General features: G+C 68.5%; 21 protein-coding genes and 1 riboswitch. Of the genes, 7 read left to right on the top strand and 14 right to left on the bottom strand.

Annotated features, from left to right (window positions below; genetic code table 11):
- The 6 genes from ACLB90_RS10910 to ACLB90_RS10885 form a co-directional block, all read right to left on the bottom strand.
- Positions 1–900, bottom strand: coding sequence for a hypothetical protein (locus tag ACLB90_RS10910; protein ID WP_411849521.1), 900 nt, complete (start codon positions 898–900; stop codon positions 1–3).
- Between the two features lie 207 nt (positions 901–1107).
- Entirely contained in the window at positions 1108–2214 is a 1107-nt protein-coding gene (locus tag ACLB90_RS10905; RefSeq protein ID WP_411849520.1) for an NADH:flavin oxidoreductase/NADH oxidase, read from the bottom strand.
- Between the two features lie 326 nt (positions 2215–2540).
- Positions 2541–3356 carry an NAD-dependent protein deacetylase gene (locus tag ACLB90_RS10900; RefSeq protein ID WP_411849519.1) on the bottom strand — a complete coding sequence of 272 codons (816 nt, stop codon included), beginning with the start codon at positions 3354–3356 and terminating at the stop codon, positions 2541–2543.
- A 41-nt stretch (positions 3357–3397) separates the two neighbouring features.
- A complete protein-coding gene (locus ACLB90_RS10895; RefSeq protein WP_411849518.1) occupies positions 3398–3811 on the bottom strand; it encodes an acyl-CoA thioesterase in 414 nt (137 codons plus the stop codon).
- Between the two features lie 125 nt (positions 3812–3936).
- Positions 3937–4956 (bottom strand): ribonucleotide-diphosphate reductase subunit beta, encoded by a 1020-nt coding sequence (locus tag ACLB90_RS10890; protein WP_017356696.1) that lies wholly within the window; start codon positions 4954–4956, stop codon positions 3937–3939.
- A gap of 156 nt (positions 4957–5112) precedes the next feature.
- On the bottom strand, positions 5113–7497 hold the full coding sequence (locus ACLB90_RS10885; protein WP_411849517.1) for a ribonucleoside-diphosphate reductase subunit alpha: 2385 nt from the start codon (positions 7495–7497) through the stop codon (positions 5113–5115).
- Between the two features lie 195 nt (positions 7498–7692).
- Positions 7693–7844: riboswitch (cobalamin riboswitch) on the bottom strand.
- Positions 7845–8136: 292 nt separating this feature from the next.
- Here ACLB90_RS10885 and ACLB90_RS10880 point away from each other — a divergent pair.
- Positions 8137–8961: a DUF2884 family protein gene (locus tag ACLB90_RS10880; RefSeq protein WP_411849516.1), complete on the top strand. Its 825-nt coding sequence runs from the start codon at positions 8137–8139 to the stop codon at positions 8959–8961.
- Between the two features lie 40 nt (positions 8962–9001).
- On the opposite strand, the gene zapE is transcribed toward ACLB90_RS10880, so the two are convergent.
- Together zapE and ACLB90_RS10870 are read right to left on the bottom strand one after the other, a co-directional pair.
- Positions 9002–10102 carry a cell division protein ZapE gene (gene zapE / locus ACLB90_RS10875; protein ID WP_411849515.1) on the bottom strand — a complete coding sequence of 367 codons (1101 nt, stop codon included), beginning with the start codon at positions 10100–10102 and terminating at the stop codon, positions 9002–9004.
- Positions 10099–10773: an alpha/beta hydrolase gene (locus ACLB90_RS10870; RefSeq protein ID WP_411849514.1), complete on the bottom strand. Its 675-nt coding sequence runs from the start codon at positions 10771–10773 to the stop codon at positions 10099–10101. Before ACLB90_RS10870 ends, zapE begins: the two co-directional genes overlap by 4 nt.
- A 55-nt stretch (positions 10774–10828) precedes the next feature.
- On the opposite strand from ACLB90_RS10870, the gene ACLB90_RS10865 reads away from it, so the two are divergent.
- The gene (locus ACLB90_RS10865; RefSeq protein ID WP_411849513.1) at positions 10829–11701 is read left to right on the top strand and encodes an EamA family transporter; all 873 of its coding nucleotides are present in this window, start codon (positions 10829–10831) and stop codon (positions 11699–11701) included.
- Between the two features lie 49 nt (positions 11702–11750).
- Here ACLB90_RS10865 and ACLB90_RS10860 read toward each other — a convergent pair whose 3' ends face one another.
- From ACLB90_RS10860 to ACLB90_RS10850, 3 genes are all read right to left on the bottom strand, one after another.
- Positions 11751–13190 carry an ExeM/NucH family extracellular endonuclease gene (locus tag ACLB90_RS10860; protein WP_411849512.1) on the bottom strand — a complete coding sequence of 480 codons (1440 nt, stop codon included), beginning with the start codon at positions 13188–13190 and terminating at the stop codon, positions 11751–11753.
- Positions 13191–13438: 248 nt separating this feature from the next.
- Positions 13439–13957: a c-type cytochrome gene (locus tag ACLB90_RS10855; protein WP_411849511.1), complete on the bottom strand. Its 519-nt coding sequence runs from the start codon at positions 13955–13957 to the stop codon at positions 13439–13441.
- Positions 13958–14071: 114 nt separating this feature from the next.
- Positions 14072–14677: a TetR/AcrR family transcriptional regulator gene (locus tag ACLB90_RS10850; RefSeq protein WP_411849510.1), complete on the bottom strand. Its 606-nt coding sequence runs from the start codon at positions 14675–14677 to the stop codon at positions 14072–14074.
- A 146-nt stretch (positions 14678–14823) separates the two neighbouring features.
- Between ACLB90_RS10850 and ACLB90_RS10845 the strand changes: the two genes are divergently transcribed.
- The 3 genes from ACLB90_RS10845 to ACLB90_RS10835 are packed head-to-tail and all read left to right on the top strand — an operon-like array spanning position 14824 to position 19652.
- Positions 14824–15987 (top strand): isovaleryl-CoA dehydrogenase, encoded by a 1164-nt coding sequence (locus ACLB90_RS10845; protein ID WP_411849509.1) that lies wholly within the window; start codon positions 14824–14826, stop codon positions 15985–15987.
- Between the two features lie 13 nt (positions 15988–16000).
- Entirely contained in the window at positions 16001–17611 is a 1611-nt protein-coding gene (locus tag ACLB90_RS10840) for a carboxyl transferase domain-containing protein (RefSeq protein ID WP_411849508.1), read from the top strand.
- A gap of 55 nt (positions 17612–17666) precedes the next feature.
- Complete coding sequence (locus ACLB90_RS10835) at positions 17667–19652, top strand: acetyl/propionyl/methylcrotonyl-CoA carboxylase subunit alpha (RefSeq protein WP_411849507.1); 1986 nt, start codon at positions 17667–17669, stop codon at positions 19650–19652.
- A 36-nt stretch (positions 19653–19688) separates the two neighbouring features.
- Here ACLB90_RS10835 and ACLB90_RS10830 read toward each other — a convergent pair whose 3' ends face one another.
- Positions 19689–20873: a putative peptide maturation dehydrogenase gene (locus tag ACLB90_RS10830; RefSeq protein ID WP_411849506.1), complete on the bottom strand. Its 1185-nt coding sequence runs from the start codon at positions 20871–20873 to the stop codon at positions 19689–19691.
- Between the two features lie 213 nt (positions 20874–21086).
- Between ACLB90_RS10830 and ACLB90_RS10825 the strand changes: the two genes are divergently transcribed.
- Positions 21087–21389: an NHLP-related RiPP peptide gene (locus ACLB90_RS10825; RefSeq protein WP_411849505.1), complete on the top strand. Its 303-nt coding sequence runs from the start codon at positions 21087–21089 to the stop codon at positions 21387–21389.
- A 7-nt stretch (positions 21390–21396) separates the two neighbouring features.
- On the opposite strand, the gene ACLB90_RS10820 is transcribed toward ACLB90_RS10825, so the two are convergent.
- Together ACLB90_RS10820 and ACLB90_RS10815 are read right to left on the bottom strand one after the other, a co-directional pair.
- On the bottom strand, positions 21397–23907 hold the full coding sequence (locus ACLB90_RS10820) for a putative peptide modification system cyclase (RefSeq protein WP_411849504.1): 2511 nt from the start codon (positions 23905–23907) through the stop codon (positions 21397–21399).
- A 13-nt stretch (positions 23908–23920) separates the two neighbouring features.
- Complete coding sequence (locus tag ACLB90_RS10815) at positions 23921–24967, bottom strand: diguanylate cyclase domain-containing protein (protein ID WP_411849503.1); 1047 nt, start codon at positions 24965–24967, stop codon at positions 23921–23923.
- Between the two features lie 319 nt (positions 24968–25286).
- On the opposite strand from ACLB90_RS10815, the gene ACLB90_RS10810 reads away from it, so the two are divergent.
- Positions 25287–26585: a type VI secretion system Vgr family protein gene (locus tag ACLB90_RS10810; protein WP_411849502.1), complete on the top strand. Its 1299-nt coding sequence runs from the start codon at positions 25287–25289 to the stop codon at positions 26583–26585.
- Positions 26586–26794: the final 209 nt, after the last annotated feature.

Genomic DNA, 26794 nt, shown 5'->3' with positions numbered 1-26794 from the left:
CTAGTCCACCTCGCGATTCGCATCGGGTATGAGGGACACCAGTCTTTCCGCCAACGCGCGCACTGCTGCGCCGTCCCCTTGCCATCCGACGACCGTTTCGACAACGACACCATCCTGCACAAGATGAAACACGGGCGTCTCGTGCATATCCAGTTGAGAGAACTTCACGCCAGGCACCATCGCCAGCATGGGAAGGTCTGGATGCAGGGTGTTCCAGGCCCGCATCGCCTTCTCCGGCCAATGCGGGTCGCTACGCACTACCAGCCGCATGTGGCCGCGCAACGCGTCGTACCCGGGGTCAGTCACGATCGCCTGTAACGCCCGTGCGGAGAAGCTGCAGTTCGGATGCACCAGCGCAACCACGTGCACCCCGTTCTCCGGGAACGCGATACGCTCAACGGCGTCCGCATGGCCCAGTCTCAGCACCTCCATCCCTGCCGATGGCTCACCCCGTATGTCGGGCAGCGTCGGAACCGGCAGCGACCAGCGGTCGCGAAGTTGATTGGCTTCATCAAAATGCCGCAACGCGACCAGTGCGCCGTGCAGGGCCCGGTGATCCGCGGCACCCGCAGTCCCGTCGGATACGAGTCGCTCGTGCAGGCAGCGCATGCGGTGAAGAAGTGCTTCATCGGGTTGATAGAACGCCATCAGCGCAGTGGCATCAAACAGATCACGCTGATTGTCGGACGCAATCGAGTGGCAGTCAGCGCCCGTCTGCAGATGCGCCGTTCCACCCCGGTACACCGCCTGCATGGCGGCGATGCGCTCCAGCGCAGGCAGGTCTGCGTCGGGCGTGTCCAGCCGGACAAGGTCGGCAAGCAGCGCGTCGGCAGCGCGAGGCGTGCCTGGCTCCGACGCACTGCCCAGCAGCAGGAAGGCAAGCAACAGGGATATGTACACGGGATAGGCCGGCCTGGCGCGGCAACCGCGCCGCATGGGTTGTTCTACCCGGGGTAGCTGTTCCCGTTTGTGACCCGGTGCGAAGACACGGCCTTACCAATCACTGATGAGATCGCCATAGGCACCTCCGACCAGGCCCTCGTAGGAGGGCCTGGAGGCGGCGGGCATGCGATGTCCCGTGGTCGTTCCCCCTCCTGCCTTCCGGTCTCAGCCCTCCGGCGCGAGGAACACGCCGCGTGCTTCGCGCGGCTCGCAGCGCAGGTACTGCGGTGCCGGGGCGAGTGAGTCGCCCAGGGCGGCGGCGGCGTGCCACGGCCAACGCGGGTCGTAGAGGATGCCGCGGGCGAGCGCGATGGCGTCGGCGTGGTTGTGGCGCAGGATCGATTCGGCCTGCGACGGATCGGTGATCAGGCCCACGGCGATGACCGGCATCTTCACCTTGGCCTTGATCGCCGCGGCAAACGGCACCTGGTAGCCCGGCTCCAGCGGGATCTTCTGGCGCGCGTCGAGGCCGCCGCTGGACACGTGCATGAACTGGCAGCCGCGCATGTCCAGGATCTGGGCCAGGGTGCGGCTCTGTTCGATGTCCCAGCCACCGTCAACCCAGTCGCTGGCCGAGATGCGCACGCCCACGCTGATGCGGTCGGACACTGCTTCGCGCACCGCGTCGAACACGCGCACGAGCAGGCGCATGCGGTTTTCCAGCGAGCCGCCGTACTGGTCCTGGCGCTTGTTGCTCAGCGGCGACAGGAACTGGTGCAGCAGGTAGCCGTGCGCGGCATGCAGTTCGATCAGGTCCAGCCCGGCGCGCTCGGCGCGGCGTGCGGCGGTGGCAAAGGCCTCGACCACGGCATCGATGCCGGCCTCATCCAGCGCCTCGGGCACGGGGCCATTGGCCGCGAACGGCAGTGCGGACGGGGCGTGGGTGGTCCAGCCGTTGGGGTCGGTCGGCGGCAAGGGGCCACCGCCGTCCCACGGCCGCGCCGAGGATGCCTTGCGGCCGGCATGGGCGAGCTGCACGCCCAGCGGCATCGGCGACCAGCGCTTCACCGCACCGATCACCTGCGTGAGCGCGGCCTCGGTGGCGTCGTCCCACAGGCCCAGGTCGGCCCAGCTGATACGGCCCTCGGGCAGCACGGCGGTGGCTTCCAGGATCAACAGGCCGGCGCCGGACTGCGAGAGCTGGCCCAGGTGGATCTGGTGCCAGTCGTTGGCCAGGCCATCGGTGGAGGAGTACTGGCACATCGGCGCGATGACGATGCGGTTGGACAGCGACAGCGGGCCAAAGGAGACGGGGGAGAAGAGCTGACTCAAGGGAGGACTCGGGGGGAAGAATGAAACCGGGGCGTTATTGCACTCCGATGTGGGCTTGCAGGCAACCTTGTGGGTGGAACGGTGAGGCCAGCGGGGCAGAGCCCCGCTCTACAAGGGCGGGTTGCCGGCGATTTGTTGGGTGGGGCGGTGCGGGCAGCGGGGCAGAGCCCCGCTCTACCCGGGCGGGTTGCGGGCGATTCGTTGGGTGGGACGGTGCGGCTAGCGGGGCAGAGCCCCGCTCTACCCGGGGCGGGGTGTAGGCGATTCGTTGGGTGAACGATGGGATGAACGCGTCGCCACGCGCCCGGGCACCGCCGCGCCGATCGTTAGGCGGTAGATGGCAACAGGAACGACAGGGCGGCTGCGCAGGGCTGCTCCACCTTCAGGGTGAGCAGGTCGTCGGCGCGGGTGCGGCCGAGGTTCAGCGCGGCCACCGGAAGGCCCGCGGTGGCGGCGGCCTGCACGAACCGGAAGCCGGAATAGACCATCAGCGAGGAGCCGACCACCAGCACCGCGTCGGCCTGCTGGAGGTGGGCGTGCACGGCGGCGACGCGCTCGCGGGGCACGCTTTCGCCGAAGAACACCACGTCGGGCTTGAGGATGCCGCCACACTGCGCGCAGGCCGGCACCTGGAAGGTGTCGAACGCCACGCCCTCCAGATCGGCGTCGCCGTCCGGGGCCTGTGCCGCGTCCAGATGCTGCCAGTCCGGGTTGTGCGCCAGCAGGCTGTGCTGGAACGCCTCCCGCGGGATGCGCGCTTCGCAGCCCATGCAGCGCACCTGGTCCAGGCGGCCGTGCAGGTCGATCACGCCGACGCTGCCGGCCCGCTGGTGCAGCCGGTCCACGTTCTGGGTGAGCAGCACCTCCACCTGCCCGCGCGCCTCCAGCGCCGCCAGCGCGGCGTGGGTGCCGTTGGGCTGGGCCTGGCCGAACCGGGGCCAGCCGGCCAGGCTGCGTGCCCAGTAGCGCTGGCGGGTGGCCTGCTCGCCCATGAAGGCCTGGTAGGTCACCGGCGGGGTGCGCTTCCACTGGCCGTCGGCATCGCGGTAGTCCGGGATGCCCGAGTCGGTGCTGCAGCCGGCGCCGGTGAGCACGAACAGGCGCCGGGCGCGGTCGATGAAGTCGGCGAGTGCGGGGGTCATGGCGATCAGATGGGGGCGCTGCAGGCCCCGCGCAATTGCCCTCAGGGCCCGGGAATGGGCTCGGGCAGCGCCGGCACGGCGACCGGCTGGCCGGCGTCGTCCAGGGCGATCATCACGAAGTGGCCACGGGTGCAGAGTTTGCGCTCGCCGTTGTGCAGGTCTTCGGCGATCAGTTCCACTTCCACCTTCATCGAACTGCGGCCGACCTCGACAATGCGGCCGACGGTTTCCACCATCTGCCCGATGCGGATGGGCAGCTTGAAGTCGACCTGGTCCGAGCGGGCCGTCACCACGGTGCGGCGCGAGTAACGGGCCGCGGCAAGGAAGGCGGCCTTGTCCATCCACGCCAGCGCCTGGCCACCGAACAGGGTGCCCATGTGGTTGGTGTGATTGGGGAAGACGATCTCGGCCATGCGGACTTCGATGGGCGGGACAGTATCGGGGGAGACGGTCATGGGGGTGGCCGGTGCGGATGGGGTCGGGCGGATGATACGGCAGTGACCGTGAGCGGGTGAGGCAGCGCCAAACAAAAAGCCCCGGCACGGCCGGGGCTTTCTGCGTCACACACGCGGGCGTGCGATCAGAACGACATGTCGAAGGCGACTTCGCCCTTCACGCCAACCTGGTAGGCCGAGGAGCGGCGCTCGAAGAAGTTGGTCAGTTCCTGCACGTCCTGCAGCTCCATGAAGCTCAGCGGGTTGCGCACGTTGTACTTCTTTTCCATGCCCAGGCGGTGGAAGTGGTTGTCGGCGCAGTGCTGCAGGTACTGGCGCATGTCGCGGGTGGAAATGCCCGCCACGCCACCGGACAGCACGTCTTCGGCGAACTGCACTTCGCATTCGATGGCTTCGGCGAGCATGTCATACACCTGCTGCTTCATCGCATCGTCGAACAGATCCGGCTCTTCCTCGCGGATCACGTCCACGCATTCGAAGGCGAACTCCATGTGTGCGCTTTCGTCGCGGAACACCCAGTTGGTGCCCGAGGCCAGGCCGTTGAGCAGGCCGCGCGAACGGAAGTAGTACACGTAGGCGAAGGCGGCGAAGAAGAACAGGCCTTCGATGCACGCTGCGAAGCAGATCTGGTTGAGCAGGAACTGGCGGCGCTCGTCACGGGTTTCGATGCGCTTGAGGTTCTGGATCGAGTCGATCCACTTGAAGCAGAAGTCCGCCTTCTTCTTGATCGAGTCGATGTTCTCCACCGCGTCGAACGCCTTGGCGCGCTCGTCCGGATCGGGCAGGTAGTTGTCGAGCAGGGTCAGGTAGAACTGCACGTGCAGCGCTTCTTCGTACAGCTGGCGCGACAGGTACATGCGCGCTTCGGGCGCGTTGAGGTGCTGGTACAGGTTCAGCACCAGGTTGTTGGACACGATCGAATCGCCGGTGGCGAAGAACGCGACCAGGCGGTGGATCAGGTGGCGCTCGCCCGGCGACATCTTGCCATGCAGGTCGCTGATGTCGATCTGGAAGTTGATTTCTTCCACGGTCCAGGTGTTCTTGATCGCGTTGCGATACATGTCGTAGAACTGCGGGTAGCGCATCGGGCGCAACGTCAGTTCAAAACCGGGATCGAGCAGCATTTGACGGGGCTTGTCGGCCATGAGGGCAGTCCTTGTTTCGGTTGGCGGCATCCCCGTAGGGGAAGCGTCGAAAGACCCGCGCGTGTGCGCGGCGGGCTTCCGGCACTGCAGGCGCCGGAGCGCCTGCAGTGACAGCGGTGTTGGTGGAATGCCGGCCCTGTTGGGCCGGCACGCCTTTTACTGGCACGCCTCGCAGGCTTCCGGGTTCTCCAGCGAGCAGGCCACGGCTTCCACCGGGGTGTAGCTGCTGACGGTGGTCTTGGCGATCTTGGTGGCCGGACGCGAACGCAGGTAGTACGTGGTCTTGATGCCCTGCTTCCAGGCGTACATGTACATGGAGGACATCGCGCCGATGTTCGGGCTTTCCATGAACAGGTTGAGCGAGGCGGACTGGTCGATGAACGCGCCACGGTCGGCGGCCATGTCGATCAGCGAGCGCATCGGCAGTTCCCAGGCGGTGCGGTAGACGTGGCGCAGGGTTTCCGGGATCTGCGGGATGCCCTGGATGGAGCCTTCGGCCAGCTTGATGGCGTCGCGCATTTCCGGGGTCCAGTGGCCCAGCTTCTTCAGCTCGTTCACCAGGTAACGGTTGACCTGCAGGAAGTCGCCCGAGAGGGTTTCACGCTTGAACAGGTTGGACACCTGCGGTTCGACGCACTCGTAGCAGCCGGCGATCGAGGCGATGGTCGCGGTCGGCGCGATGGCGATCATCAGCGAGTTGCGCAGGCCGTGCTCCTTGATGCGCTCGCGCAGGGCATCCCAGCGCGCGCTGTCTTCGGGCACCACGTTCCAGGCATCGAACTGCAGCTCGCCGCTGGCCGCACGGGTGTCGGCGAAGGACGGGTGCTTGCCGCGTTCCTGGGCCAGTTCGACCGAGGTTTCCAGCGCGTGGAAGTAGATCGTTTCGGCGATCTTCTTCGACAGCGCGCGGGCTTCGGCACTGTCGAAGGCCAGGCGCTTGCGGAAGAACACGTCCTGCAGGCCCATGCAGCCCAGGCCGACCGGACGCCAGCGCAGGTTGCCGCGGCGGGCCGATTCGATCGGGTAGAAGTTCAGGTCGATCACGCGGTCGAGCTGACGCACGGCCAGGCGCACGGTGTCGGCCAGCTTCTCGTAGTCGAACTCACCGTGGGCATCGAAATGGTTGCCCAGGTTGATCGAGCCCAGGTTGCACACCGCGGTTTCTTCGGCCGAGGTGACTTCCAGGATTTCGGTGCACAGGTTGGACAGGTGGATCACGTTGCCCGGACGCAGGGTCTGGTTGCTGGCGCGGTTGCACTTGTCCTTGAAGGTCATCCAGCCGTTGCCGGTCTCGGCCAGGGTACGCATCATCCGCGAGTACAGCTTGCGCGCGGAGATGGTGCGGTTGGCCTTGCCCTGGGCTTCGGCCTGCAGGTAGGCCTGCTCGAAGGCCTCACCGAACAGGTCGGTGAACTCGGGTACCACGCGCGGATCGAACAGCGACCATTCCTGGTCGGCCTCGACGCGCTTCATGAACAGGTCCGGGATCCAGTTGGCCAGGTTCAGGTTGTGCGCACGACGCGATTCGTCGCCGGTGTTGTCGCGCAGCTCGAGGAAGTCCTCGATGTCGGCGTGCCAGGTTTCCAGGTACACGCAGGCCGCGCCCTTGCGCTTGCCGCCCTGGTTCACCGCAGCGACGGACGAATCCATCGTCTTGAGCCACGGCACGATGCCGTTGGAGTGGCCGTTGGTCGACTTGATCAGCGAACCGCGCGAACGCACGCGGGTGTAGCTGACGCCGATGCCGCCGGAGAACTTGGACAGCTGGGCGATGTCGCCGTACTTGGAGTAGATCGACTCCAGCGAATCCTGCGGCGAATCCAGCAGGAAGCACGAGGACAGCTGCTCGTGGGTGGTGCCGGAGTTGAACAGGGTCGGGCTGGACGGCAGGTAGTCCAGGTTGCCCATGCGGCGGTACAGCGCCAGGGCTTCCGGCACGTCCTCGCTCAGTGCGCTGGCGATGCGCAGGAAGAACTGCTGCGGGGTCTCGATCACCTTGCGGGTGTGCGGATGGCGCAGCAGGTAGCGGTCGTACAGGGTACGCAGACCGAAGTAATCGAAGTTCAGGTCCAGCGAGATGTCGATCGCATCGTTGAGCTTGCGCGCGTTGGTCTGCACGAAGTTCAGCAGGCGGTCGTTGATCAGGCCCACTTCATGGCCACGGCCGACCGACTGGGAGAACGCGTAGATCTCCTGGCCGGACACTTCCTTGGCGATGAAATTGGCCAGCAGACGCGCCGCGAGGCGGCCGTACTCGGGTTCTTCACCGATCAGCAGCGCCGAGGTGCGGATCGACAGTTCGTCCAGCTCCTGGGTGGTGGCGCCGTTGTACAGGCCGGAGATGGTGCGGGTGGCCACGCGCATCGGATCGACAGCGTGCAGACCTTCGGCGGAACGCTGTACCGCGCGCACGATCTTGTTCAGGTCCACCAACTCGGTCGTGCCGTTGCGCTTGGTGACGCTCATGGCGTTGGCCGTGGGCGGCGAGGTCAGCAGGAACTGGCTTTCCTGTTCGGTGGCTGCGCTGGTTTCGGTGCTCACGGCGTTTTCCTCTTGGCGTGATTTGGGGTGGCACAGTGACGCCTGCCGGGCAGGCGCCGGACCGGTGCGCTCGTATCCGAGGGTGGAACAGCGGCGTCGCACGGGCCGCGACCAGCGCAGCCAGGGCTGCGGGCGGTTCCCCTGCGTCACCGGTCATCTCCCCCCGGAGATGTGGCGCGACCGGCACCGCACGCTGTACTTCGTGCGGTTGTCGGCAGGTACGCGATGACGGCTGCGTTGCGGGTCACCGCTGCGGGGCGGTACCGGCTGCGTGCAGGCTCGATCACCGCGCTTCCCTTTTGATCCGGCGACTTGGGGTCGCTGGAACCGACGGCCACAAGATAGTGGGGGTAATAGGGATCGTCAACGCCAAATGTAGTGAAAGTTGGCAATCCCTTACGGCGCAAGGTTCCGCTCCTGGAGCGCGCTCCGGCGCCCCGCCGACCCGTCGAAACCGAGTGCGCAGTCAAGGCCGGAACGGTCATCCCGGACGCGACGCAGGGGCACGGAAAACAGAACGACGGACTCACGCGGCCGTAACAAACCGCGGCGCGCCGCGCCCTGGCGGGGTGACTTCCGACCCGCGCCGGGCCGCCGCGGCGGTGCCACGCTGGCCCCCTCCCCCGCAGAGACTCACGCATGAGACTGGCCCTGACTGGATGTCTGCTGTTGGCCCTGGGCGCGGCCGCCGCCGCCCACGCCGACGCGCCCGGCAACACGCCCCCGCTGTCCTCGCGGGAATGCGGGGTCAGCACGCCCTACGACGTGCTGGTGGACAGCGGCGGGATCTGGCTGCGCAACCGCGCGCAGGTGCCGGCGGAGATCTTCTTCCACGATGGCGAGCTCAACATCGACCGCCAGCCGATCCCGGTGAGCGCCGCCGACGCGCAGCGGCTGCGCCAGCTGGAATGGGGCACCCGGCAGCTGGTGCCGGCGGTGGCCGGGGTCGCCGGCGAGGCGGTGGATATCGCGTTCGATGCGTTCGGCGCCACGGTGGAGATCATGAGCGGCAGCCGCAGCAAGGCCCGCCAGGTGGCGCGCCTGCGCCAGGACGCCCACGATCACGTGGATCGCACCCTCGGCCGCGGCATCTGGGAGCAGGACGCGTTCGGCGCGGGCTTCGAGCAGCGCGTGGAGGAGGCCGCCGAGTCGATGGCCGGTTCGCTGGCGCGCGGCATGATGTGGACCCTGTTCACCGGCGGCGCCGGCCGCATGGAGGCCCGCGCGGCCAGAATGGAAGGCGAACTGGAACGCAGCATGGAGATCCGCGCCAAGGCGCTGGAGGGCCATGCCCGTTCGCTGTGCACCCAGGTGCTGGCGCTGGACGAGATCCAGCGCGCGCTGGAGGTGCGCTACCAGGGCAAGCCGCTGGCGCTGATGGTGATGGACCGTGACGGGGACGATGCCCCGGTCGTGGCGCGGGAGCAGCCGCGGGGCGACACGCTGGCCCTGCCCCGGCCCTGACCGCCCCGTGGCGCCCCGCCGTTTGCGGCGGGTGCCGGCGCTACGCGCGGTGCGGGGTGCCCAGGTACTCGGCGCTCTGCATCTCGATCAGGCGCGAGGCGGTGCGCTCGAACGCGCCCTGCAGGCGCGCGCCCGAGTACAGCGCCACCGGGGAATCGGTGGCGGTGCAGACCAGGTTGACGTGGCGGTCGTACAGTTCGTCGATCAGGTTGACGAAGCGGCGTGCGGCATCTTCGTTCAGCGTGTCGAAGTGCGGGATGTCGCCCAGCAGCACGGTGTTGAACTCGTGCGCGATCTCGATGTAGTCCGACGGCCCGCGCGGGCCTTCGCACAGCGCCTTGAAGTCGAACCAGACGATGCTCTTGCCGCGACCGCGCACCGGGATCTTGCGCGCTTCGATTTCGATGTTGCCCGGCTTGGCCGTCGCACCGCCACTGAGCTCGGCCCAGCGCCCGGCCAGCCACGCATCGCTGCCGGCATCGATCGGGGACTGGTACACCGGCGAGCGGGTCAGCGCGCGCATGCGGTAGTCCTCGGTGCCTTCGGCGTAAAGCTCCACGCAATAGGTCTGCAGCAGCCCGATGGCCGGCATGAAGCTGTCACGCTGCAGGCCGTTGAGGTACAGGTTCTCCACCGCGGTGTTGGAGGTGGTGACCAGGGTCACGCCCTCGGCGAACAGGCGTTCGAGCAGGCGCGCCAGCAGCATCGCATCGCCGATGTCGGTGACGAAGAATTCGTCCAGCACCAGCACCCGCAGCTTGCTGCGCCATTCCTGGGCGATCTTGGCCAGCGGGTCGCTCTGGCCCTGGTGCTCGCGCAGGCGCTCGTGGATGCCGCGCATGAACCGATGGAAATGGGTGCGGTACTTCTGCTCGATCGGCAGGCCGTCGTAGAACAGGTCCACCAGGAAGGTCTTGCCCCGCCCCACCCCGCCCCAGAAGTACAGGCCCTTGACCGGGTCGGGCTTCTTCCAGAACGCCGACAGCCGGTCCAGCCAGCCGTCCTGCGCGCTGTCCACCAGGGCGATGTGGATGCGGTCCAGCTCGGCCAGGGCCGCATGCTGGGCCGGGTCGTCCTGCCATTCGCCGCGCGCCACGCCATCGGCGTAGCGCTGGGTCGGGGTCATCGCGGTATCGCTCATGCGGTGCCGGCGCCCGCGTGGGGCAGCCAGTGCTTGACGCCGTGGGTGATGGCCCCGCGCAGGTCGATCAGCTTGCGGTGGAAGAAGTGGCTGGTATCGGGCATGCGCACCAGTTCATGCGGGGCGTCGATGCCCTCCAGCCACGAGTAGACCGCCTGCGGGTCGACGATTTCGTCTTCTTCGCCCTGGATCACCAGCCACTGCGGGGGCGGCTGGATGCCATCGAAATCCCAGCGGCCGGCCGGCGGGGCGATGGACAGCAACGCGGCCGGCTGCAGGTCGCCGGCCGCACGCAGCGACACGAACGCACCAAAGCTGAAGCCGGCCAGCCACAGCGTGGCGTGCGGCTGCTGCGCGCGCACCCAGGCGGCAACCGCCTTGAGGTCGTCCTGCTCGCCATTGCCGTGGTCGAACTCGCCGGCGGACTGGCCGACGCTGCGGAAATTGAAGCGCACGGTGGCGATGCCGAGGTCGCGCAGCGCGCGCGCGGCCATCGTGACCACCTTGTTGTGCATGCTGCCACCCTCGGTGGACAGCGGATGGCAGACGATCGCCACCACCGGCTGCGCCACGACGTCGGCCTCCGGCAGATCGACCACGACATCGAGCGGGCCGACCGGGCCGTCCAGCGTCAGCGCAGCGCTTTCTTGGGGAAATGGGGGATTGTGCATGGCGTCATAATAGCGTCCCTCCGCGTGCTTCACCGCCGCTCCCGCCGGGTCCGTCATGCACCATCTGGTTTTCAGCGTCATCTGCAGCGTGCTGGTCTCGGTTCTGCTGAAGCTGGCACCGCGCCGGCACCTGGACATGCCGCAGGTGGTGACCTGGAACTATCTGGTCGCCAGCGTGCTCAGCCTGCTGCTGTTGAACCCTTCGCTGGCATCGCTGCGCTCCACGCATGCGCCGTGGCTGGCCCTGCTCGGGTTGGCGGTCGCCCTGCCGGCGATTTTCCTGGTGATGGCCCGCGCGGTGACCCGTGCCGGCATCGTGCGCAGCGACGTGGCCCAGCGCCTGTCACTGCTGCTGTCGCTGCTGGCGGCCTTCCTGCTGTTCGGTGAAACCGCCAACGGCTGGAAGCTGGCCGGGCTGGGGCTGGGCCTGCTGGCGATCCTGGGCATCAGCGTGCGCCCGCGTGCCCTGGCCACCGAGGCCGGGGGCGGGCGCGCGTGGCCGTGGCTGCTCGGGGTGTGGGTGGGCTATGCGCTGGTGGACATCCTGCTCAAGCAGGTGGCGCTGTCGGGTACACCGTCGATGGCGGCCCTGACCGCCAGCTTCGGGCTGGCCTTCGTGCTGATGCTGGGGCTGCAGGTGTGGCGGCACGCCAGCGGTGCCGCGCCGCTGCACTGGCGCAACGTGGGCGCCGGCGCGCTGCTGGGCCTGCTCAACTTCGGCAACATCCTGTTCTACGTGCGCGCCCACCAGCACTTGCCGGACAGCCCGGCGGTGGTCTTTGCCGGGATGAACATCGGTGTGGTGGTGCTGGGTGCGCTGGTCGGCATCCTGGCGTTCGGCGAACGCACCAGCGTGTGGAACCGCGTCGGCCTGGGGCTGGCGGTGGTGGCGATCGGGTTGATCGCGTGGGGAACGTGGTCGGTGTAAGGCAGGGTGCCGGCCAACGGTCGGCACCCATCCTCCTGCGGCATGCAGGTTACCGGTCGAACCCGAGCAGCAGCGGATCGTGGTCGGAGCTGCGCCACGGGCCGGCTTCGTTGCGGTCGCGGTAGCCGACGTCATCGGCTTCGTCGGCATTGATGTGCCATTCGGCGGCACCGCGCAGGCGCTTGACCATGCCCGGGCTCAACAGCGCATGGTCGAGCCGGCCGCTCATGCCGTTGTAGACGTAGCTGTAGGGGTGCGCGACCTTCGCCTCGGTGAACGCGTCGCGCCAGCCCGCATCGTGCAGGGTGCGGATCGGGTCTTCCATCGCATAGGCATTGAAGTCGCCCAGCAGCACGGCGTCGGCGGTGCCGGCGCCGGTCGGGTCGGTGCGCAGCCACTGGTCCAGGCGCCGGGCGGAGTCCACGCGGGTGGCGTTCCAGCAGGCCTGGTCGTCCTTCTGGTCGGCATCGGCGCCGCTGGCTTCCGAGCAGCCCTTGGACTTGAAGTGGTTGGCCACGACAACGAACGGCGCGCCCTTGCCGGCGCGGAAGGCCTGCGCCATCGGCACCCGGCTGTGCGGCCCGAACGGGCCCTCCTCCAGCGTGGCCGGCGCGCCGACCGGGGTGACCCGCGAGGCACGGTAGATGATGCCGACCCGGATCGGGTTCTCGCCCGGCCCCTTCTTGGCATCGATGAAGCGCCAGTCGGCACCGGCGCCGCGGTCGGCATTGAGGGCATCGACCAGCTGGGCGATCGCCGACTGCGGGCCGTAGCCGTCATTCTCCAGTTCCATCAGCGCCGCCACGTCGGCGCCGAGCGCGTTGATGGTGGCCACCAGCTTGGTTTTCTGCGCCTGGTGTTCGGCCGGCGTGCGCGCGCCGCGCAGGGTCGGGAACCCGCCGCCCTGGCCGTCGCCGTTGAAGAAGTTCTCCAGGTTGAAGGCGGCGATGTGCAGCTTGCCGGCCACCACCGGGGCGGCCGGGCGTTCCAGCGCCGGCAGCGTCAGCGGGCGGGTGACCTGCAGGCGCGGAACACCCTTGTCATCCAGCCGCACGATGCCTTCCACATTGCGCAGGATCATGCCGGTGCGCAGGTTCGCGCCGGCCGGCAGGTAGGCCACCGGGCCCGGGTCGCGGGCGTCGCTGCCGTCGTCCAGGCGCAGGCGGCGGTGACGGTTGTCGGCCACCACCTTGTCGTGGGCCGGGCTGCGCGGGGCGGCGACCTCGCTGGGCTGCCACAGGCGGCCGTCGAAGGCCACGGTGAGCTCGCCGAAACGCGCCAGTCCGTCGGTACCGGCCAGGGTCAACGGCGCGGCGATGCGCACCTGCTGGCCCTCCAGGGCGCGCCAATCGGCAGGCGCGGCAGTCAGGGTGACGGTGGCACGGGCGGCCGGGGCCGGCGACGCCGGTTGAGCCTGCGGCTGGGCCTGGGCGAACGCGCACGCCGGCAGCGCCAGCGACAGGGCAAGGGCGAGGGAACGACGGCGCATCGACAGGCTTCTCCACGAAAGGGTGCACAGACTACCGCTGAAATGTGACCCGTCCAGCGCCGCGCGGCGGAACGCCGGCTCGGGCAAAGCAGCTTGGGGTGTCTGGTTGCCGGCCAGCGGCCGGCACTACCTTGCCGGCCAGCGGCTGGCACTACCTTGCCGGCCAGCGGCTGGCACTACCTTGCCGGCCAGCGGCCGGCACTACGGGTTGGCGAGCCGGGGGGGTGGTTGCCGGCCAGCGGCCGGCACTACTTGAGGTTGGCCAGCATCCAGTCGACGGTGGCGTGGATCTGCTCTTCGGTCAGGGCCGGGTTGCCGCCCTTGGGCGGCATGATGCCGCCATCCGGACCGGTGTAGCCCTCCACCGCGTGCTTGTAGAGGGTGTCCTTGCCCTGGGCGATGCGCGCATCCCAGTGGCCGTGGTCCAGGGTGGGAGCGTTGCCCACGCCGTTGGTGTGGCAGGCGGTGCAGAGGTTGTCGAAGATCACCTTGCCGTCGGTGGTGCCGCCATAGGCAACCTGCGAGGCCGCCTTGGCGAGCGCGGCCGCCTTGGCCGCTGCCTGGGCCGCCGCACCGGTGCTGCCGGCATAGACCGCGCCGGCCGGGGCGATGCGCTGTTCGGTGCGCTTCACCGCCTGCGGCGAGATTTCAGGGGGAATGCTGGTGTGCAGATACGCTGCAAAGAGAATCAGGCCGAGCGTGATGGCCATCAGCAGCGCGATGACCATGGAGAAGCGTTTCAGGAACTCGAGGTCGTAATTCCGCACTCTCTATACCCCTGGCTGGTAGTCGTTGGACCACGGCTTGTCGGCCGAGTATGACCAGCGTCGGCGGCGCTCTGCAAGCCGCCCCCGGGTGTCGCATTGCAGCATCGGCGCGACTCAGGCGCCGGCGGCGCGCAGGCAGAAATCGCAGATCGACGCGACCAGCGCATTCTCGTCGCCCTGCGCATCTCGGCTGGGCGCGGTCGGCCCGACCAGCGCTTCGGTGAACGCCCCGACGATGCAGGCGGCGGCCACGGCGGTGTCCTGCGCAGGGAAGCTGCCGTCCGCGATGCCGTCGGCGATGATGCGGCGGAACACGTCACCGAACAGCCGGCGGCAGCGGATGCGCTCGGCGTCCACCTCCGGGTCCACTGGCTCGGCGATGAAGGCGTAGGCCAGCCCGGGGCCAGCCAGGGCGCGGCGCACGAAGGCGGTGATCGCCCGGCGCAGGCGCTCGGGCGCGGGCAGCGGTTCGGCGGCAATCGCCTCGAAGATGCGCAGCTCATGCGCCACCGCCGCCGTGAGCACCTCGACGAACAGCTCGGCCTTGGACGGGAAGTGCCGGTAGATCAGGCCGGTGGAGACCCCGGCCTCGGCCGCCACGGCGGTCACCGGGGCATTGCGGTAGCCGCCGGCCGCTACCAGCGCACGGGTCGCCAGCAGGATGCGTTCACGGGCGCCGGCAAGGCGTTCTTCCATCAGGGCGGAGCGTTTGTAGGCCATTTGTTGATTCTATGTTCAATTTTTGAATTTGTATTCACTTCTTTGTCGAACCCGGCTACGCTGGCGAAACATCGCCCGCGGGACGGCCCTGTCAGCCCGTCCATCCCTCCCGGCGCGTCCCATCCCTTGTTGTTGCGGAGTCGCCCATGCACGTCCCGACCATGAACTTCGATCTCGGCGAAGAGATCGACCTGCTGCGCCAGAGCGTGGCCCATTTTGCCTCCGCCGAGGTCGCGCCGCTGGCCGCCAAGGCCGATGAGGAGAACCTGTTCCCCAACGCACTGTGGCGCAAGTTCGGCGAACAGGGCCTGCTCGGCCTGACCGTGGAGGAAGAATACGGCGGCAGCGGCATGGGCTATCTCGCGCACGTGGTGGCGATGGAAGAGATCTCCCGCGCCTCCGGTGGCATCGCCCTGTCCTACGGCGCGCACTCCAACCTGTGCGTGAACCAGCTGCGCAAGAACGGTACCGAAGAACAGAAGCAGCGCTTCCTGCCCGGCCTGTGCAGCGGCGAGAAAGTCGGCGCACTGGCGATGAGCGAACCCGGGGCGGGGTCGGACGTCGTGTCGATGAAGCTGCGCGCCGACAAGCGCGGTGACCACTACGTGCTCAACGGCAACAAGATGTGGATCACCAACGGTCCCGATGCGGATGTGCTGGTGGTCTATGCCAAGACCGACCTGGCCGCCGGTGCCAAGGGCATCACCGCGTTCCTGGTGGAAAAGGGCATGAAGGGCTTCTCCACCGCGCAGAAGCTGGACAAGCTCGGCATGCGCGGCTCCAACACCTGCGAACTGGTGTTCGAGGACTGCGAAGTGCCCGAGGCCAATGTGCTGGGCGCGGTCGGCGGTGGCGTCAAGGTGCTGATGTCCGGCCTGGACTTCGAGCGTGTGGTGCTGTCCGGCGGCCCGCTGGGGCTGATGGCCGCCGCGATGGACGTGGTGATGCCGTACGTGCACGAGCGCAAGCAGTTCGGCGAGGCGATCGGCACGTTCCAGCTGATCCAGGCCAAGCTGGCCGACATGTACGTGGGCCTCAACGCCTGCCGCGCCTATGTGTACGCGGTGGCGCGCGCCTGCGACCAGGGCCGCACCACGCGCCAGGACGCGGCCGGTGCGATCCTCTACTCGGCCGAGAAGGCCACCTGGCTGACCGGCCAGGCCATCCAGATCCTGGGCGGCAACGGCTACATCAACGAGTACCCGACCGGGCGCCTGTGGCGCGACGCCAAGCTGTATGAAATCGGCGCCGGCACCTCGGAGATCCGCCGCATGCTGATCGGCCGCGAACTGTTCCAGCGCACGCTGTAAGGAAAGACACGCCATGACGGTACTGAGCACCCAGCTGCAACCGGGCAGCGAGACCTTTGAAGCCAACCGCGCTGCACTGCAGGCGGTGGTGGATGACCTGCGCGCCACCCTGGCGCACACCGCGCTGGGCGGCAGCGAGGCGGCACGGCAGAAGCACACCGCACGCGGCAAGCTGCTGGTGCGCGACCGCATCGATGCCCTGCTCGATCCGGGCAGCGCCTTCCTGGAAATCGCGCCGCTGGCCGCGCACGGCATGTATGGCGACTCGATCCCGAGCGCGGGCGTGGTCGCCGGCATCGGCCGCGTGTCCGGCGTGGAGTGCGTGATCGTGGCCAACGATGCCACCGTCAAGGGCGGCACCTACTACCCGATGACGGTCAAGAAGCACCTGCGCGCGCAGGAAGTGGCCGAACAGAACCGCCTGCCGTGCATCTATCTGGTCGATTCGGGCGGCGCATTCCTGCCGCTGCAGGACGAGGTGTTCCCGGACCGCGATCATTTCGGCCGCATCTTCTACAACCAGGCCAACCTGTCGGCACAGGGCATTCCGCAGATCGCCTGCGTGATGGGCTCGTGCACCGCCGGCGGTGCCTACGTGCCGGCGATGAGCGATGAGACGGTGATCGTGCGCGAGCAGGGCACCATCTTCCTCGGCGGTCCGCCGCTGGTGAAGGCGGCAACCGGCGAAGTGGTGACGGCCGAAGAACTCGGCGGTGCCGACGTGCACACGCGCATCTCCGGCGTGGCCGACCACATGGCCGACAACGACCTGCAGGCCCTGGCCCGGGTCCGCGCGATCATCGCCCAGCTCAACTGGCGCAAGCCGGAGCCTTCGCTGGCAGTGCAGGCGCCGGTGGCACCGCGCTACCCGGAGAACGAGCTGTACGGCGTGATCCCGGCCGACACCCGCAAGCCGTACGACGTACGCGAAGTGATCATGCGCATCGTCGACGATTCGCGCTTCGATGAATTCAAGCCGCGCTATGGCGCCACCCTGGTCACCGGCTTCGCGCACCTGCACGGCTACCCGGTGGGCATCATCGCCAACAACGGCATCCTGTTCTCCGAGTCCGCGCTGAAGGGCGCGCACTTCATCGAACTGTGCACCCAGCGTGGCATTCCGCTGGTGTTCCTGCAGAACATCACCGGCTTCATGGTCGGCCGCAAGTACGAACACGGCGGCATTGCCAAGGACGGGGCCAAGCTGGTGATGGCCGTGGCCTGCGCCAAGGTGCCCAAGTTCACCGTGGTGATCGGCGGCTCGTTCGGTGCCGGCAACTACGGCATGTGCGGTCGCGCCTACTCGCCCAACTTCCTGTGGATGTGGCCGAACGCGCGCATCGGCGTGATGGGCGGCGAACAGGCCGCCAGCGTGCTGGCCACGGTCAAGCGCGACGGCATCGAGGCGAAGGGCGGGCAGTGGTCGGCGGACGAGGAAGACCATTTCAAGTCGCCGATCCGCACGCAGTTCGAGCAGCAGGGGCATCCCTACTACGCCAGCGCGCGGTTGTGGGACGACGGCGTGATCGATCCGGCCGACACCCGGCGCGTGCTGGGTCTGGCGCTGTCGGCCAGCCTCAACGCCCCGGCGCGGAAGACCGATTTCGGCGTGTTCCGCATGTAATGCACGGGCGGTGTCGCAGGGCACCGCCGCCACTGGCCCGCGCAACGAGACCACCATGTTCACCAAGATCCTGATCGCCAACCGAGGCGAAATCGCCTGCCGCGTCATCGCCACCTGCCAACGCCTGGGCATCGCCACCGTGGCGGTGTACTCCGACGCCGACCGCAACGCGCGTCATGTGCGCCTGGCCGACGAGGCCATCGCGATCGGTCCGGCACCGGCGCGTGAGAGCTACCTGCGCGGCGATGCCATCCTCGACGCCGCACGCCGCGCTGGTGCGCAGGCGATCCATCCCGGTTACGGCTTCCTCTCCGAGAACGCCGACTTCGCCCAGGCCTGCGCCGAGGCCGGCATCGTGTTCATCGGCCCCTCGGCCGCGGCGATCCGCGCGATGGGCGACAAGAGCGCGGCCAAGGCACTGATGCAGCAGGCCGGCGTGCCGCTCACCCCGGGCTACCACGGCAACGACCAGGCCCCGGAATTCCTGCGCGGGCAGGCCGACGGCATCGGCTATCCGGTGCTGATCAAGGCCAGCGCCGGCGGCGGCGGCAAGGGCATGCGCCGCGTCGACGACAGCGCCGCCTTTGTCGAATCGCTGGCCAGCTGCCAGCGCGAAGCGCAGTCGGCGTTCGGCAACGCGCACGTGCTGGTGGAGAAATACGTCGAGCGCCCGCGCCACATCGAGATCCAGGTCTTCGGCGACAGCCACGGCAACGTGGTGTACCTGTTCGAGCGCGACTGCTCGGTGCAGCGCCGCCACCAGAAGGTGCTGGAAGAGGCACCCGCGCCCGGCATGACCGCCGAACGGCGCGCCGCAATGGGCCAGGCGGCGGTGGATGCCGCGCGTGCGGTGAACTACGTGGGCGCCGGCACGGTGGAGTTCATCGCCGGCCCCGACGGCGATTTCTACTTCATGGAAATGAACACCCGCCTGCAGGTGGAGCATCCGGTCACCGAGTGCATCACCGGCACCGACCTGGTGGAATGGCAGCTGCGCGTGGCCAGCGGCGAACCGCTGCCGCTGCGCCAGGACCAGCTGCAGATCCGCGGCCATGCACTGGAAGCGCGCCTGTACGCCGAGGATGCCGACCGCGGCTTCCTGCCCTCCACCGGCACCCTGCGCCACCTGCGCCTGCCGGCCGGCAGCGCGCACGTGCGCGTGGACGCCGGCGTCGAGCAGGGCGATGCGATCACCCCGTTCTACGACCCGATGATCGCCAAGCTGATCGTGTGGGACGTGGACCGCGACGCCGCGCTGCGCCGCATGCAGCAGGCACTGGCCGAGTGCGAGGTGGTGGGCGTGACCACCAACGCGGCGTTCCTGCGTCGGCTGGTGATGACCGATTCGTTCGCGCAGGCCCGGCTGGACACCGCGCTGATCGAACGCGAGCAGGCCGCGCTGGCGCCCAACGAGGGTGACAGCGACCCGGCCCTGTGGGCGTTGGCCGGCATCGCGGCGGTGGTCAGCAGCGAGGCGGCCAGCGTGGACCCGCGCGACCGTCATTCGCCGTGGCAGGCCCAGGATGGCTGGCGTCTCGGCGCACCCGCCGCACGCCGGCTGACGCTGGAACACCGCGGCACCCAGCGCGTGGTCGGCGTGACCGGCCAGCACATGGCGTGGTCGGTGCAGCTCGATGATGGTTCCTCCCTGCCCCTGCACGGCGGCCTGGAGGCCGATGGGCTGCGCGTGCAGATCGGCGACCGGCTGCATCGCGCGCGCCTGGTCCGCGACGGCAACGAGCTGTATCTGTTCGGTGGCGACGGCGTACAGCGTTTCACCGTGCACGACCCGGTCAGCGAAGCCGACCAGGCGGTGGCCGATGCCGGCAGCCTGCTCGCACCGATGCCGGGCCGCATCGTTGCCACCTCGGTGGTGCCCGGCACCCGCGTCGCGCGCGGCGCGCCGCTGCTGGTGCTCGAAGCCATGAAGATGGAACACACCCTGCAGGCGCCGGCCGACGGCATCGTGCAGGGCTACCGGGTCAAGGCCGGCGACCAGGTCGGCGACGGCGCGGTACTGGTGGATTTCGAGGCGGACTAAGCCAGGTGGCGAGGGATGGTCGCCGCGACCCCGCGATCATCCCGCTTCCGCGCCACGCGCTTTTTCCCAGACGCGCTGACCGGGGTCGAACTCGGTCGTGGTCATCTCTGCCGCGCGCCAGCCGACGCCGCAGATGGCCATCGGACCTTCGGCCATCGGCTCAAGCCCGAGCAGGCGTTCGATCTCATGCTCGTTGATGGCGGCGGTGACGAATGCACCCAGCTTCTGCTGGGTCGCGCACAGCAGCAGCTGCTGGGACAGGTGCCCCACATCCAGGGTCACGGCGCGGTACGCCTTGGCGTGATTGCGGTACTTCCAGTACGTGCGCGGATAGCGCGGCGCCAGCACCACCAGCACATGCGCATCGGCGAACCAATGCTGGCCGGCCAAGGCCGACAACGCCACATCGCGCATTTGTGCGCCATCGCCAGGCAATCGCGTCACCGCGTGCGAGGCCGGGTCGTAGTGATAGATGCCCGCCGCCAGCCCGGCGACATGCTGCACCAGCAGGTAGGCCTCGGTGGGATGCAGCCCGCCGGCAGACGGCACGGTCTTCTTGAAGAAGGTGCTGTCGGCCTGGAGTTCATACCGGCCGGTGGCGGCGAAGACACGCTTGAGCAGGCGCGCCAGCTCCTGCAGCGGCAGGGCCTGGGAGACATCGAAATTCCGGCACGTCGCACGCGACTGCAGGAGCGCATCGAACGCATCTTCGTCCGGATGCGGAAGCAGCGTGCTGACGCCGTCCCGCAGCGCCACTGCCGGCGGTGGTGCGCCCAGGTTCTCGCGCAGGCCTGCGGCGGTCTGCATGCCGGCCGATTCCAGCGCGGCGGCGCTGTCCTGCCCCTGCCACCGCCCCATCCAGTGGGCGATGGCGGCCGGGCCCCACCAGTGCATGTCGCGAAGCTGCTCATCGCGTGCGCGCAACGGATGCGCGTGGTCACGCACGAACACCAGGCCCAACGCGATCAGGGTCTGCAGCACGCGATCATCGGCGTCGGCAGGTGGCGCGCTCCAGTGCTGCGGGTCGAACCGGCCGAGCAGCAGCACGGCGGACTCCTCCAGTTCCACCGGCGCATCCAGATGCGGCGCCAGGGCAAGCCAGCGAAGATGCGTGTCCACGCCACTGCCACCGCGCAGTACGCTCTGCAATGAGAAGGACACCTCGCACTGCGGCTCAAGCTGCACGATCCCGCATCGTCGCATCGACGAACCTGCTGACATATCCACGCCCTCCTGAATGCGTCGCGGACCGCGTCCGCCCTTCGTTGTCGGCACCCGCACCGTATTCTTCAGGAGCAGCCGTCCCTGCAGGTGGGCGGCATGGCGTATTCAAGTCGCCCCTGCTCTGGCCGCTACCGATCGCAGGCTTGCCGGCAACGACCGGCCGCGCCTGTCCTGTTGCCCCGCGATTCTTCTTCTGTCGAGACTGCCTGCATGTCGAGTGAAAAGACCCCCCTGAGCCCCGCCGATGCCGTCAAGCTGCTGGACCTGCTGAGCAGCGATGCCGACTTCCGCGCCCGTTTCGCTGCCAGCCCTGCGCAGGCGTTGAGCGAGATCGATGCGTCGCTGGGCGAATCGGCGGTGTTGTGCTGTCTTGATGGCACGCTGGCATCGCCCGCCGAGTTCGAGGCCGCACGCGAAGCGCTGCTGGACCACCTGACCCGCGTGACGATGTTCAACAACCCGCATTGCTTTGTCACCGGCGAGGTGGATGCCTCGCTCAAGCGCACGCCCTGATCCAGACTCAGCGAAGTGCCGCGACAGCGGGGCAGCCCGTTGTCGGGCACCCGTGCACGGCCAGCCTGGCGTCGTGCACATTGAGCGCCTGCAGGGAATAGGAGCCGGCGCTTTCGGCATACGCCCGGCCGCGATTGGCGAGCAGCCATTGCCGCTCCCGTTCCGCATCCTGCTTTGCCCCGTCTGCGAGATAGGCAGTGCGCAGCGCACTGTGGACCTGGTACAGCTCGGTGCCGTCCTCCAGCGCCTTCAGGCGCGCCAAGGCTGACTCTGACTCGCCGCGTCGCCGCAGGTCCACCGCCTCCACGATGGACACCACCTGCGCGGCCCGGGCATCGCCAAGCTGACGTGCGAGCGGCAGCAGGGTCGGCAGATAGTGTGTGGCCACACTATCCAGTCCGGCGCGTTGTGCGGCGTAGACCGCCACGGCGGCGAAGTACAGGCGCTGGCCGCGATCATCGGTGTCGCTGCGCCCGGCCTGCCGCAACAGCGGCTGCACGATGCGGTGGAACTCGGCTTCGGTGGGCGGCCGCCCCGTACTGCCACGCACCGACAGGTCGATGACAGCGAACAGCTCGCATACCTGCACCGACGTGCCGCAATCGGCGGCCGCCCGCTGCGCCGACCGGCGCGCCGCGTCGATGTTGCCCTGGTCCAGGGCCAGCGACGTGCGCTCCAGCCAGTTGCCTGGATCGTTCTTTTCCAGCTTCCCCAGCAGCGTGGAGGCGGCGGCTAGGTCACCGGCCGCGGCCAGCGCCGCGACCCGCTGGCGGGTTCCCTGCCCGCCGCTGGAGACGGCCGCCTCGTTGAAGGTGCGCAGCGCCAGGTTGATCTTGTTCTGCGCCAGCTGGGTACGGCCCAGCAGGTCAACGGCCAAGCTGCGCAGGGGGTACTGCACGGCGTCGCCGTGGCGTACCGCCTGCTCGGCCAGGGCATAACGGCCCATGTCCAGCTCGGACAGGCCGTAGTTGATGTGCGCACCGTGGTGGTCCGGGTAGAGGTCGGCCAGCAGCTTCCACTTTTCAGCGGCGGCGCCCTGACCAGACTCGGTCAGCTCCAGTTGCCACGCATCCAGGTACAGCGCTTCCCGCGGCGTGAGGCGGTCGCGCAGCAGGACGGCCTTGGCCAGCAGCGCGCGCGCCGGATCGCGCTGCCCGCGACCCACCTGGATGCGCAGCTGCCCGAGGTAGGCGAAGGCGAACTCGGGGTCCAGCCGGGTTGCCTGTTCGAAATATGCCAGCGCCTGCGGCATGCGATGTTGGCCGTACGCCGTCAGTCCTTTGGCATAGGCGTTGAGCGCATCCAGATTGGCGGTGGCCACCTCCGGCAGCGGTGCCGAGGTGCGGTCGATATCCTGGAGGGCTTCGCCCAGGCGGCCACGCAGGCTGGCCACCACCCTGTCGGTGGAGGCGAGCACCGATTCGAGGCCGCGGCCGTCGGCATACTCGGAGTAGACCGTCTCGCCACTGCCGGGGTCGACCACTTCGACCGAGACGCGCAGCTTGCCGTGCACTTCCAGCACTGCGGGCAGGATGATCGCGCGCGCGCCATCCCGTGCGGCCACCTCCAGCGCAAGGCGCCGGTCGAGGCGGACATCCGGGGTACGCCGCATCCGGGTCAGCGTGTCGCGCACTTTCATGTCGCTGAGCACGTTGACGAAGCGCGACTGCTCCAGGCTGATCCGGAAGGCCTGCTGCAGGCTGTCGTCGAGCAGGACATTGCCGGTGAGGTTGTTGACGTCCCCCACTACCACCCAGTCGCGCTCGGCGAAGGCGATCGCCGGCTCGGGCCGCAGCAGCATCCACCCGCCGACGGCCAGCGCCGCCACCAGCAGCGCTTCGGCGGCCAGCGCGGCCGGCTGCCGCCACATCGGGATGTCGCGGCGTGCCTTGGCATTGCCGCGCGGCATGCGCAGTGGCGCGAAGCCGATCTCGCCCACCTCGAACACTTCCTGGGTGGTCGGCACGCCCTTGAAACGCCAGCGGCCATGCGACTTCCACAGCAGGCGCTCGCCGCGCTCGCCCAGTTCGCCGGTGGCGCGGTGGGTCAGCGATTCGGCCACGGCCGACAGCAGGATCTGGCCCGGTCGGGCCAGCGTCATCAGACGCGCGGCCATCGGTTTGGCCAGGCCCTCGACCTCCAGCGACTTGGCCCCGACCTTGATCGCCTCGGGGCTGTTTTCCCAGGTCAGCACTTCGCCGACGTGAAGGCCGGCGCGGGCGCGCAGGACGATGCCGCGCTGCTCGCCGATCTGCTGCAGCCCGCGCTGGTAGTCCAGTGCGAAACCGAGCGCATCGATGGCGCGCTCGAACAGCAGGAAGAGACCGTCGGAGCGGTCGATCTGGTGCCCGTTCCACTGCTGCTGCAGGGTCAGCACCAGGCGGTCGTGCTGCTGGAACAGCTCGGCCGCGGCGGTATCGCCGATGCGCTCGACCAGGATCAGCGAATCGCACAGGTCGGTGAACAGCAGGGCCCGCAGCTGCGGGGTCTGGGTCGACGTTCCGATGTCGCCATTCATGCCGCTCTCCCGATCAGGGCGTATCGGTCGCTGCACGCGACCAGTGCAACCGGTTGCCGCCCAGGCGCTTGGCCTGGTACAGGGCGCTGTCGGCGCGAGCGTACCACTCGCTCCAGTCGCTGTGGGCGTCCAGCAGGCCCACCCCGATGCTGACCGGGCAGACGTGCGGCATGCTGTGGGCGCGGCCCATCAGGCCGTGCACGGCGCTGAGGATGAACTCGGCGGCGTGCTGCAGGACGTCGGCGTCGGCCTGCCGCAGCAGCAGGCAGAACTCGTCCCCGCCCAGCCGGCAGGCCATGTCCTGCTCGGCGGCGACCGAGCGCAGGATGTTGGCCACGCTCTGCAGGACGCGGTCGCCGGCCTGGTGGCCGTGTTCGTCGTTGACCTGCTTGAAGCTGTCGCAGTCGATCAGCAGCAGGCCCTGCGGTGGGCCGTCGGCGTGGCCGCGGCATTCCTGCAGGTACAGCGCCAGGCCGCGGCGGTTGTGCAGGCCGGTGAGCTCGTCGGTGCGCACCAGCTCGCGGGTGTGGGTGAGCTGGTGGGTGGTGACGTACAGGTTGTCCAGCGCGGTTTCCAGGTCGTGGTTGCGCCGACGCAGCTGGCGGATCAGGACCTGTTCGTTGCTGACCACGCGCATGATGGTCCGGCGCAGGAAGTACGCCACCAGGCCCGGGTCGCGAAGGACCAGGCGCTGGAAATCGGCATGGTCCAGCTCCAGCACCACGCTGTCCTCCAGCGCGCGGGCGTCGGCGCTGCGCGGGTGGTCACCGATGAGCAGACCCAGTTCACCAAAGAACTCATGCTGGCCGAGCGACTTGACCACCAGGTCTTCGCCGAAATCCAGTTCCACCGCGCCGCTGTCGATCACATACATGGTGTCGCCGGGCTGTCCGCGCAGGAACAGCAGGTCGCCGGCGGTCAGCTTGCGCTGGCGGCCGAATTCGGCGAACAATGTGAATTCGTCGGGGCTCAAGACGGCATGGACGATCTCAGCCATCGCTGTCTGCGCGATGCCTGGCTCCTGTTCGCACACAATCGCCGCCGCAACCTTGCCGGTCATCCCGTGCACCCGCTTCCCAGCGTTCCCCCGGTGAGCAGAAGAGGATAGCACCGTTAAAAACTGTGCGCCTCATCCCATTTCCGACCCGGGAGGCCCATTTTTGCCCCTCCCCGTTCATCTTCACGCCCCCGGCAGGCTGCGGGAGGACAGGGTGCAACGATTCTGAAAATGCCAGCGGCCGCGCGGGCCGCATCCCACGGATTGCAGGCCTCCCCGGCGGATTCACCCGTGACGGCAGCGGTTGAGTAGGATTTTCCCGATAGCTGTGATGGCGTCCCGTCCCTAGGATCGCGCCTCCGGTCCATAGAACGTTGACGATATGGATGTCGCTCGCGCTGCGCTGCCGGCCACCCTTGGCGCCCCCTCCCAGCAGGCGCGCCTGATCCAGCTGCTCGGCCCGGCCTCCGGTCTGGTGGTGGAGCGCTTCGAGGGCCAGGAGGCGGTCTGCGGCAGCACCCGGTTCGAGATCGACTGCCTGTCCACCGATGCGTTCCTGGACATGGCGCCGTGGCTGGAGCAGCCCCTGACCCTGCAGGTGCGCCGCGCCGATGGCGGCATGCGTCAGTGGCACGGCCTATGCACCGAGGTGGCCCAGCTCGGCAGCGATGGCGGCCTGGCCCGCTACCGGCTCACGCTGGAGCCGTGGACCGCGCTGCTGGCGCTGCGCCGCAACGCGGTGATCTTCCAGGACCTGGACACCCGCGCCATCTGCGAGCACATCTTCGCCGACTACCCGCAGGCCGCCTTCCGTTTCGATGTGCAGGCCGCGTTGCCCGCCCGTGCGATCACCACCCAGTACCGCGAGAGCGACTGGGGCTTTGTCACCCGCCTGCTGGCCGAGGCCGGCTTGGCCTGGTGCATCGAGCAGACCCAGGATGGCGAGGCCGCGCACACACTGGTGGTGTTCGACCCGGCCGCCGAGCGCCCTGCGCTGGGCAGCCAGCGCTTCCACCGCAACGACATCGCCGAGGCGCGCGATGGCATCACCGCGTTTGCCGAGCAGCGCCAGCTGGTGCCCAACGCCAGCAGCGTGGCCAGTTGGCACAGCGAGCAGCTCACCGCCGTCAGTGGCCAGAGCCAGGCCGAGGCCGGCGAGCTGCCGGTGCTGGAGGTGTACGTGCAGCCCCGCGCCGGGCGCTTTGCGCAGGCCGCGCTGGCCGCCGATGAGGCGCAGGCCCGGCTGGATGCGCTGCGCGTGCCGATGACCCTGTTCCAAGGCAGCGGCTCGGTGCGCACGCTGGCGGCCGGCAGCGCCTTCACCCTCACCCAGCATCCGCAGCACGAGGGCCAGGCCTTCGTGCTGCTGGCCGTGGCGCATGCGGCGGTCAACAACCTCGGCCACGGCATCGTCGAGCTGCTCGGCGAAGCGGCACTGGAGCAGGGCAGCTACCGCAACCGCTTCGTGGCGGCCCCGCACGACACCCCGATCCGCGCCCTGCCGCAGGACCGCCCCACCCTGCACGGCCCGCAGACCGCTCGCGTGGTCGGCGTGGCCGACAGCGTGGTCAGCCCCAGCCGCGACCACCAGGTGCGCATCCAGTACAGCGGGCAACATCCACACCTTTCAACTGTATGGATACGGGAGGGTGGTATCTGGTTGGTATGCGCCCAAGCGTGATGAGGCTCATTGATGATGACAACCCACTAAGCGCCCCAACCCATGCCGACCTTGTCGCGGAGCGAGCCCTATCCTTTTCGGTGACAGAAGCTATAAATGGCGGACGAATTCAAGCCGATGATCGCCTCAGAGAAACGCGAAACGCGAAGAGCATCCTACTTTGATAAGACACACAACTGCAGCGCTCCTAAGCCTATCCGTCGCATGCT

This window comes from Stenotrophomonas sp. LGBM10 (assembly GCF_046736075.1).
Classification (GTDB): Bacteria; Pseudomonadota; Gammaproteobacteria; order Xanthomonadales; family Xanthomonadaceae; genus Stenotrophomonas.
The sequence above is the reverse complement of the archived record's forward strand: the minus strand, read 5'-3'. Positions and strand labels throughout refer to the sequence as shown.

Coding starts and splice junctions, on each gene's coding strand:
- ACLB90_RS10815 (WP_411849503.1), bottom strand. CDS start 24,967: ATGACCGGCAAGGTTGCGGCGGCGATTGTGTGCGAACAGGAGCCAGGC.
- ACLB90_RS10840 (WP_411849508.1), top strand. CDS start 16,001: ATGACGGTACTGAGCACCCAGCTGCAACCGGGCAGCGAGACCTTTGAA.
- ACLB90_RS10895 (WP_411849518.1), bottom strand. CDS start 3,811: ATGACCGTCTCCCCCGATACTGTCCCGCCCATCGAAGTCCGCATGGCC.
- ACLB90_RS10860 (WP_411849512.1), bottom strand. CDS start 13,190: ATGCGCCGTCGTTCCCTCGCCCTTGCCCTGTCGCTGGCGCTGCCGGCG.
- ACLB90_RS10835 (WP_411849507.1), top strand. CDS start 17,667: ATGTTCACCAAGATCCTGATCGCCAACCGAGGCGAAATCGCCTGCCGC.
- ACLB90_RS10865 (WP_411849513.1), top strand. CDS start 10,829: ATGCACCATCTGGTTTTCAGCGTCATCTGCAGCGTGCTGGTCTCGGTT.
- ACLB90_RS10900 (WP_411849519.1), bottom strand. CDS start 3,356: ATGACCCCCGCACTCGCCGACTTCATCGACCGCGCCCGGCGCCTGTTC.
- ACLB90_RS10845 (WP_411849509.1), top strand. CDS start 14,824: ATGCACGTCCCGACCATGAACTTCGATCTCGGCGAAGAGATCGACCTG.
- ACLB90_RS10825 (WP_411849505.1), top strand. CDS start 21,087: ATGTCGAGTGAAAAGACCCCCCTGAGCCCCGCCGATGCCGTCAAGCTG.
- ACLB90_RS10810 (WP_411849502.1), top strand. CDS start 25,287: ATGGATGTCGCTCGCGCTGCGCTGCCGGCCACCCTTGGCGCCCCCTCC.
- ACLB90_RS10870 (WP_411849514.1), bottom strand. CDS start 10,773: ATGCACAATCCCCCATTTCCCCAAGAAAGCGCTGCGCTGACGCTGGAC.
- ACLB90_RS10880 (WP_411849516.1), top strand. CDS start 8,137: ATGAGACTGGCCCTGACTGGATGTCTGCTGTTGGCCCTGGGCGCGGCC.
- ACLB90_RS10850 (WP_411849510.1), bottom strand. CDS start 14,677: ATGGCCTACAAACGCTCCGCCCTGATGGAAGAACGCCTTGCCGGCGCC.
- ACLB90_RS10890 (WP_017356696.1), bottom strand. CDS start 4,956: ATGGCCGACAAGCCCCGTCAAATGCTGCTCGATCCCGGTTTTGAACTG.
- zapE (WP_411849515.1), bottom strand. CDS start 10,102: ATGAGCGATACCGCGATGACCCCGACCCAGCGCTACGCCGATGGCGTG.
- ACLB90_RS10820 (WP_411849504.1), bottom strand. CDS start 23,907: ATGAATGGCGACATCGGAACGTCGACCCAGACCCCGCAGCTGCGGGCC.
- ACLB90_RS10830 (WP_411849506.1), bottom strand. CDS start 20,873: ATGTCAGCAGGTTCGTCGATGCGACGATGCGGGATCGTGCAGCTTGAG.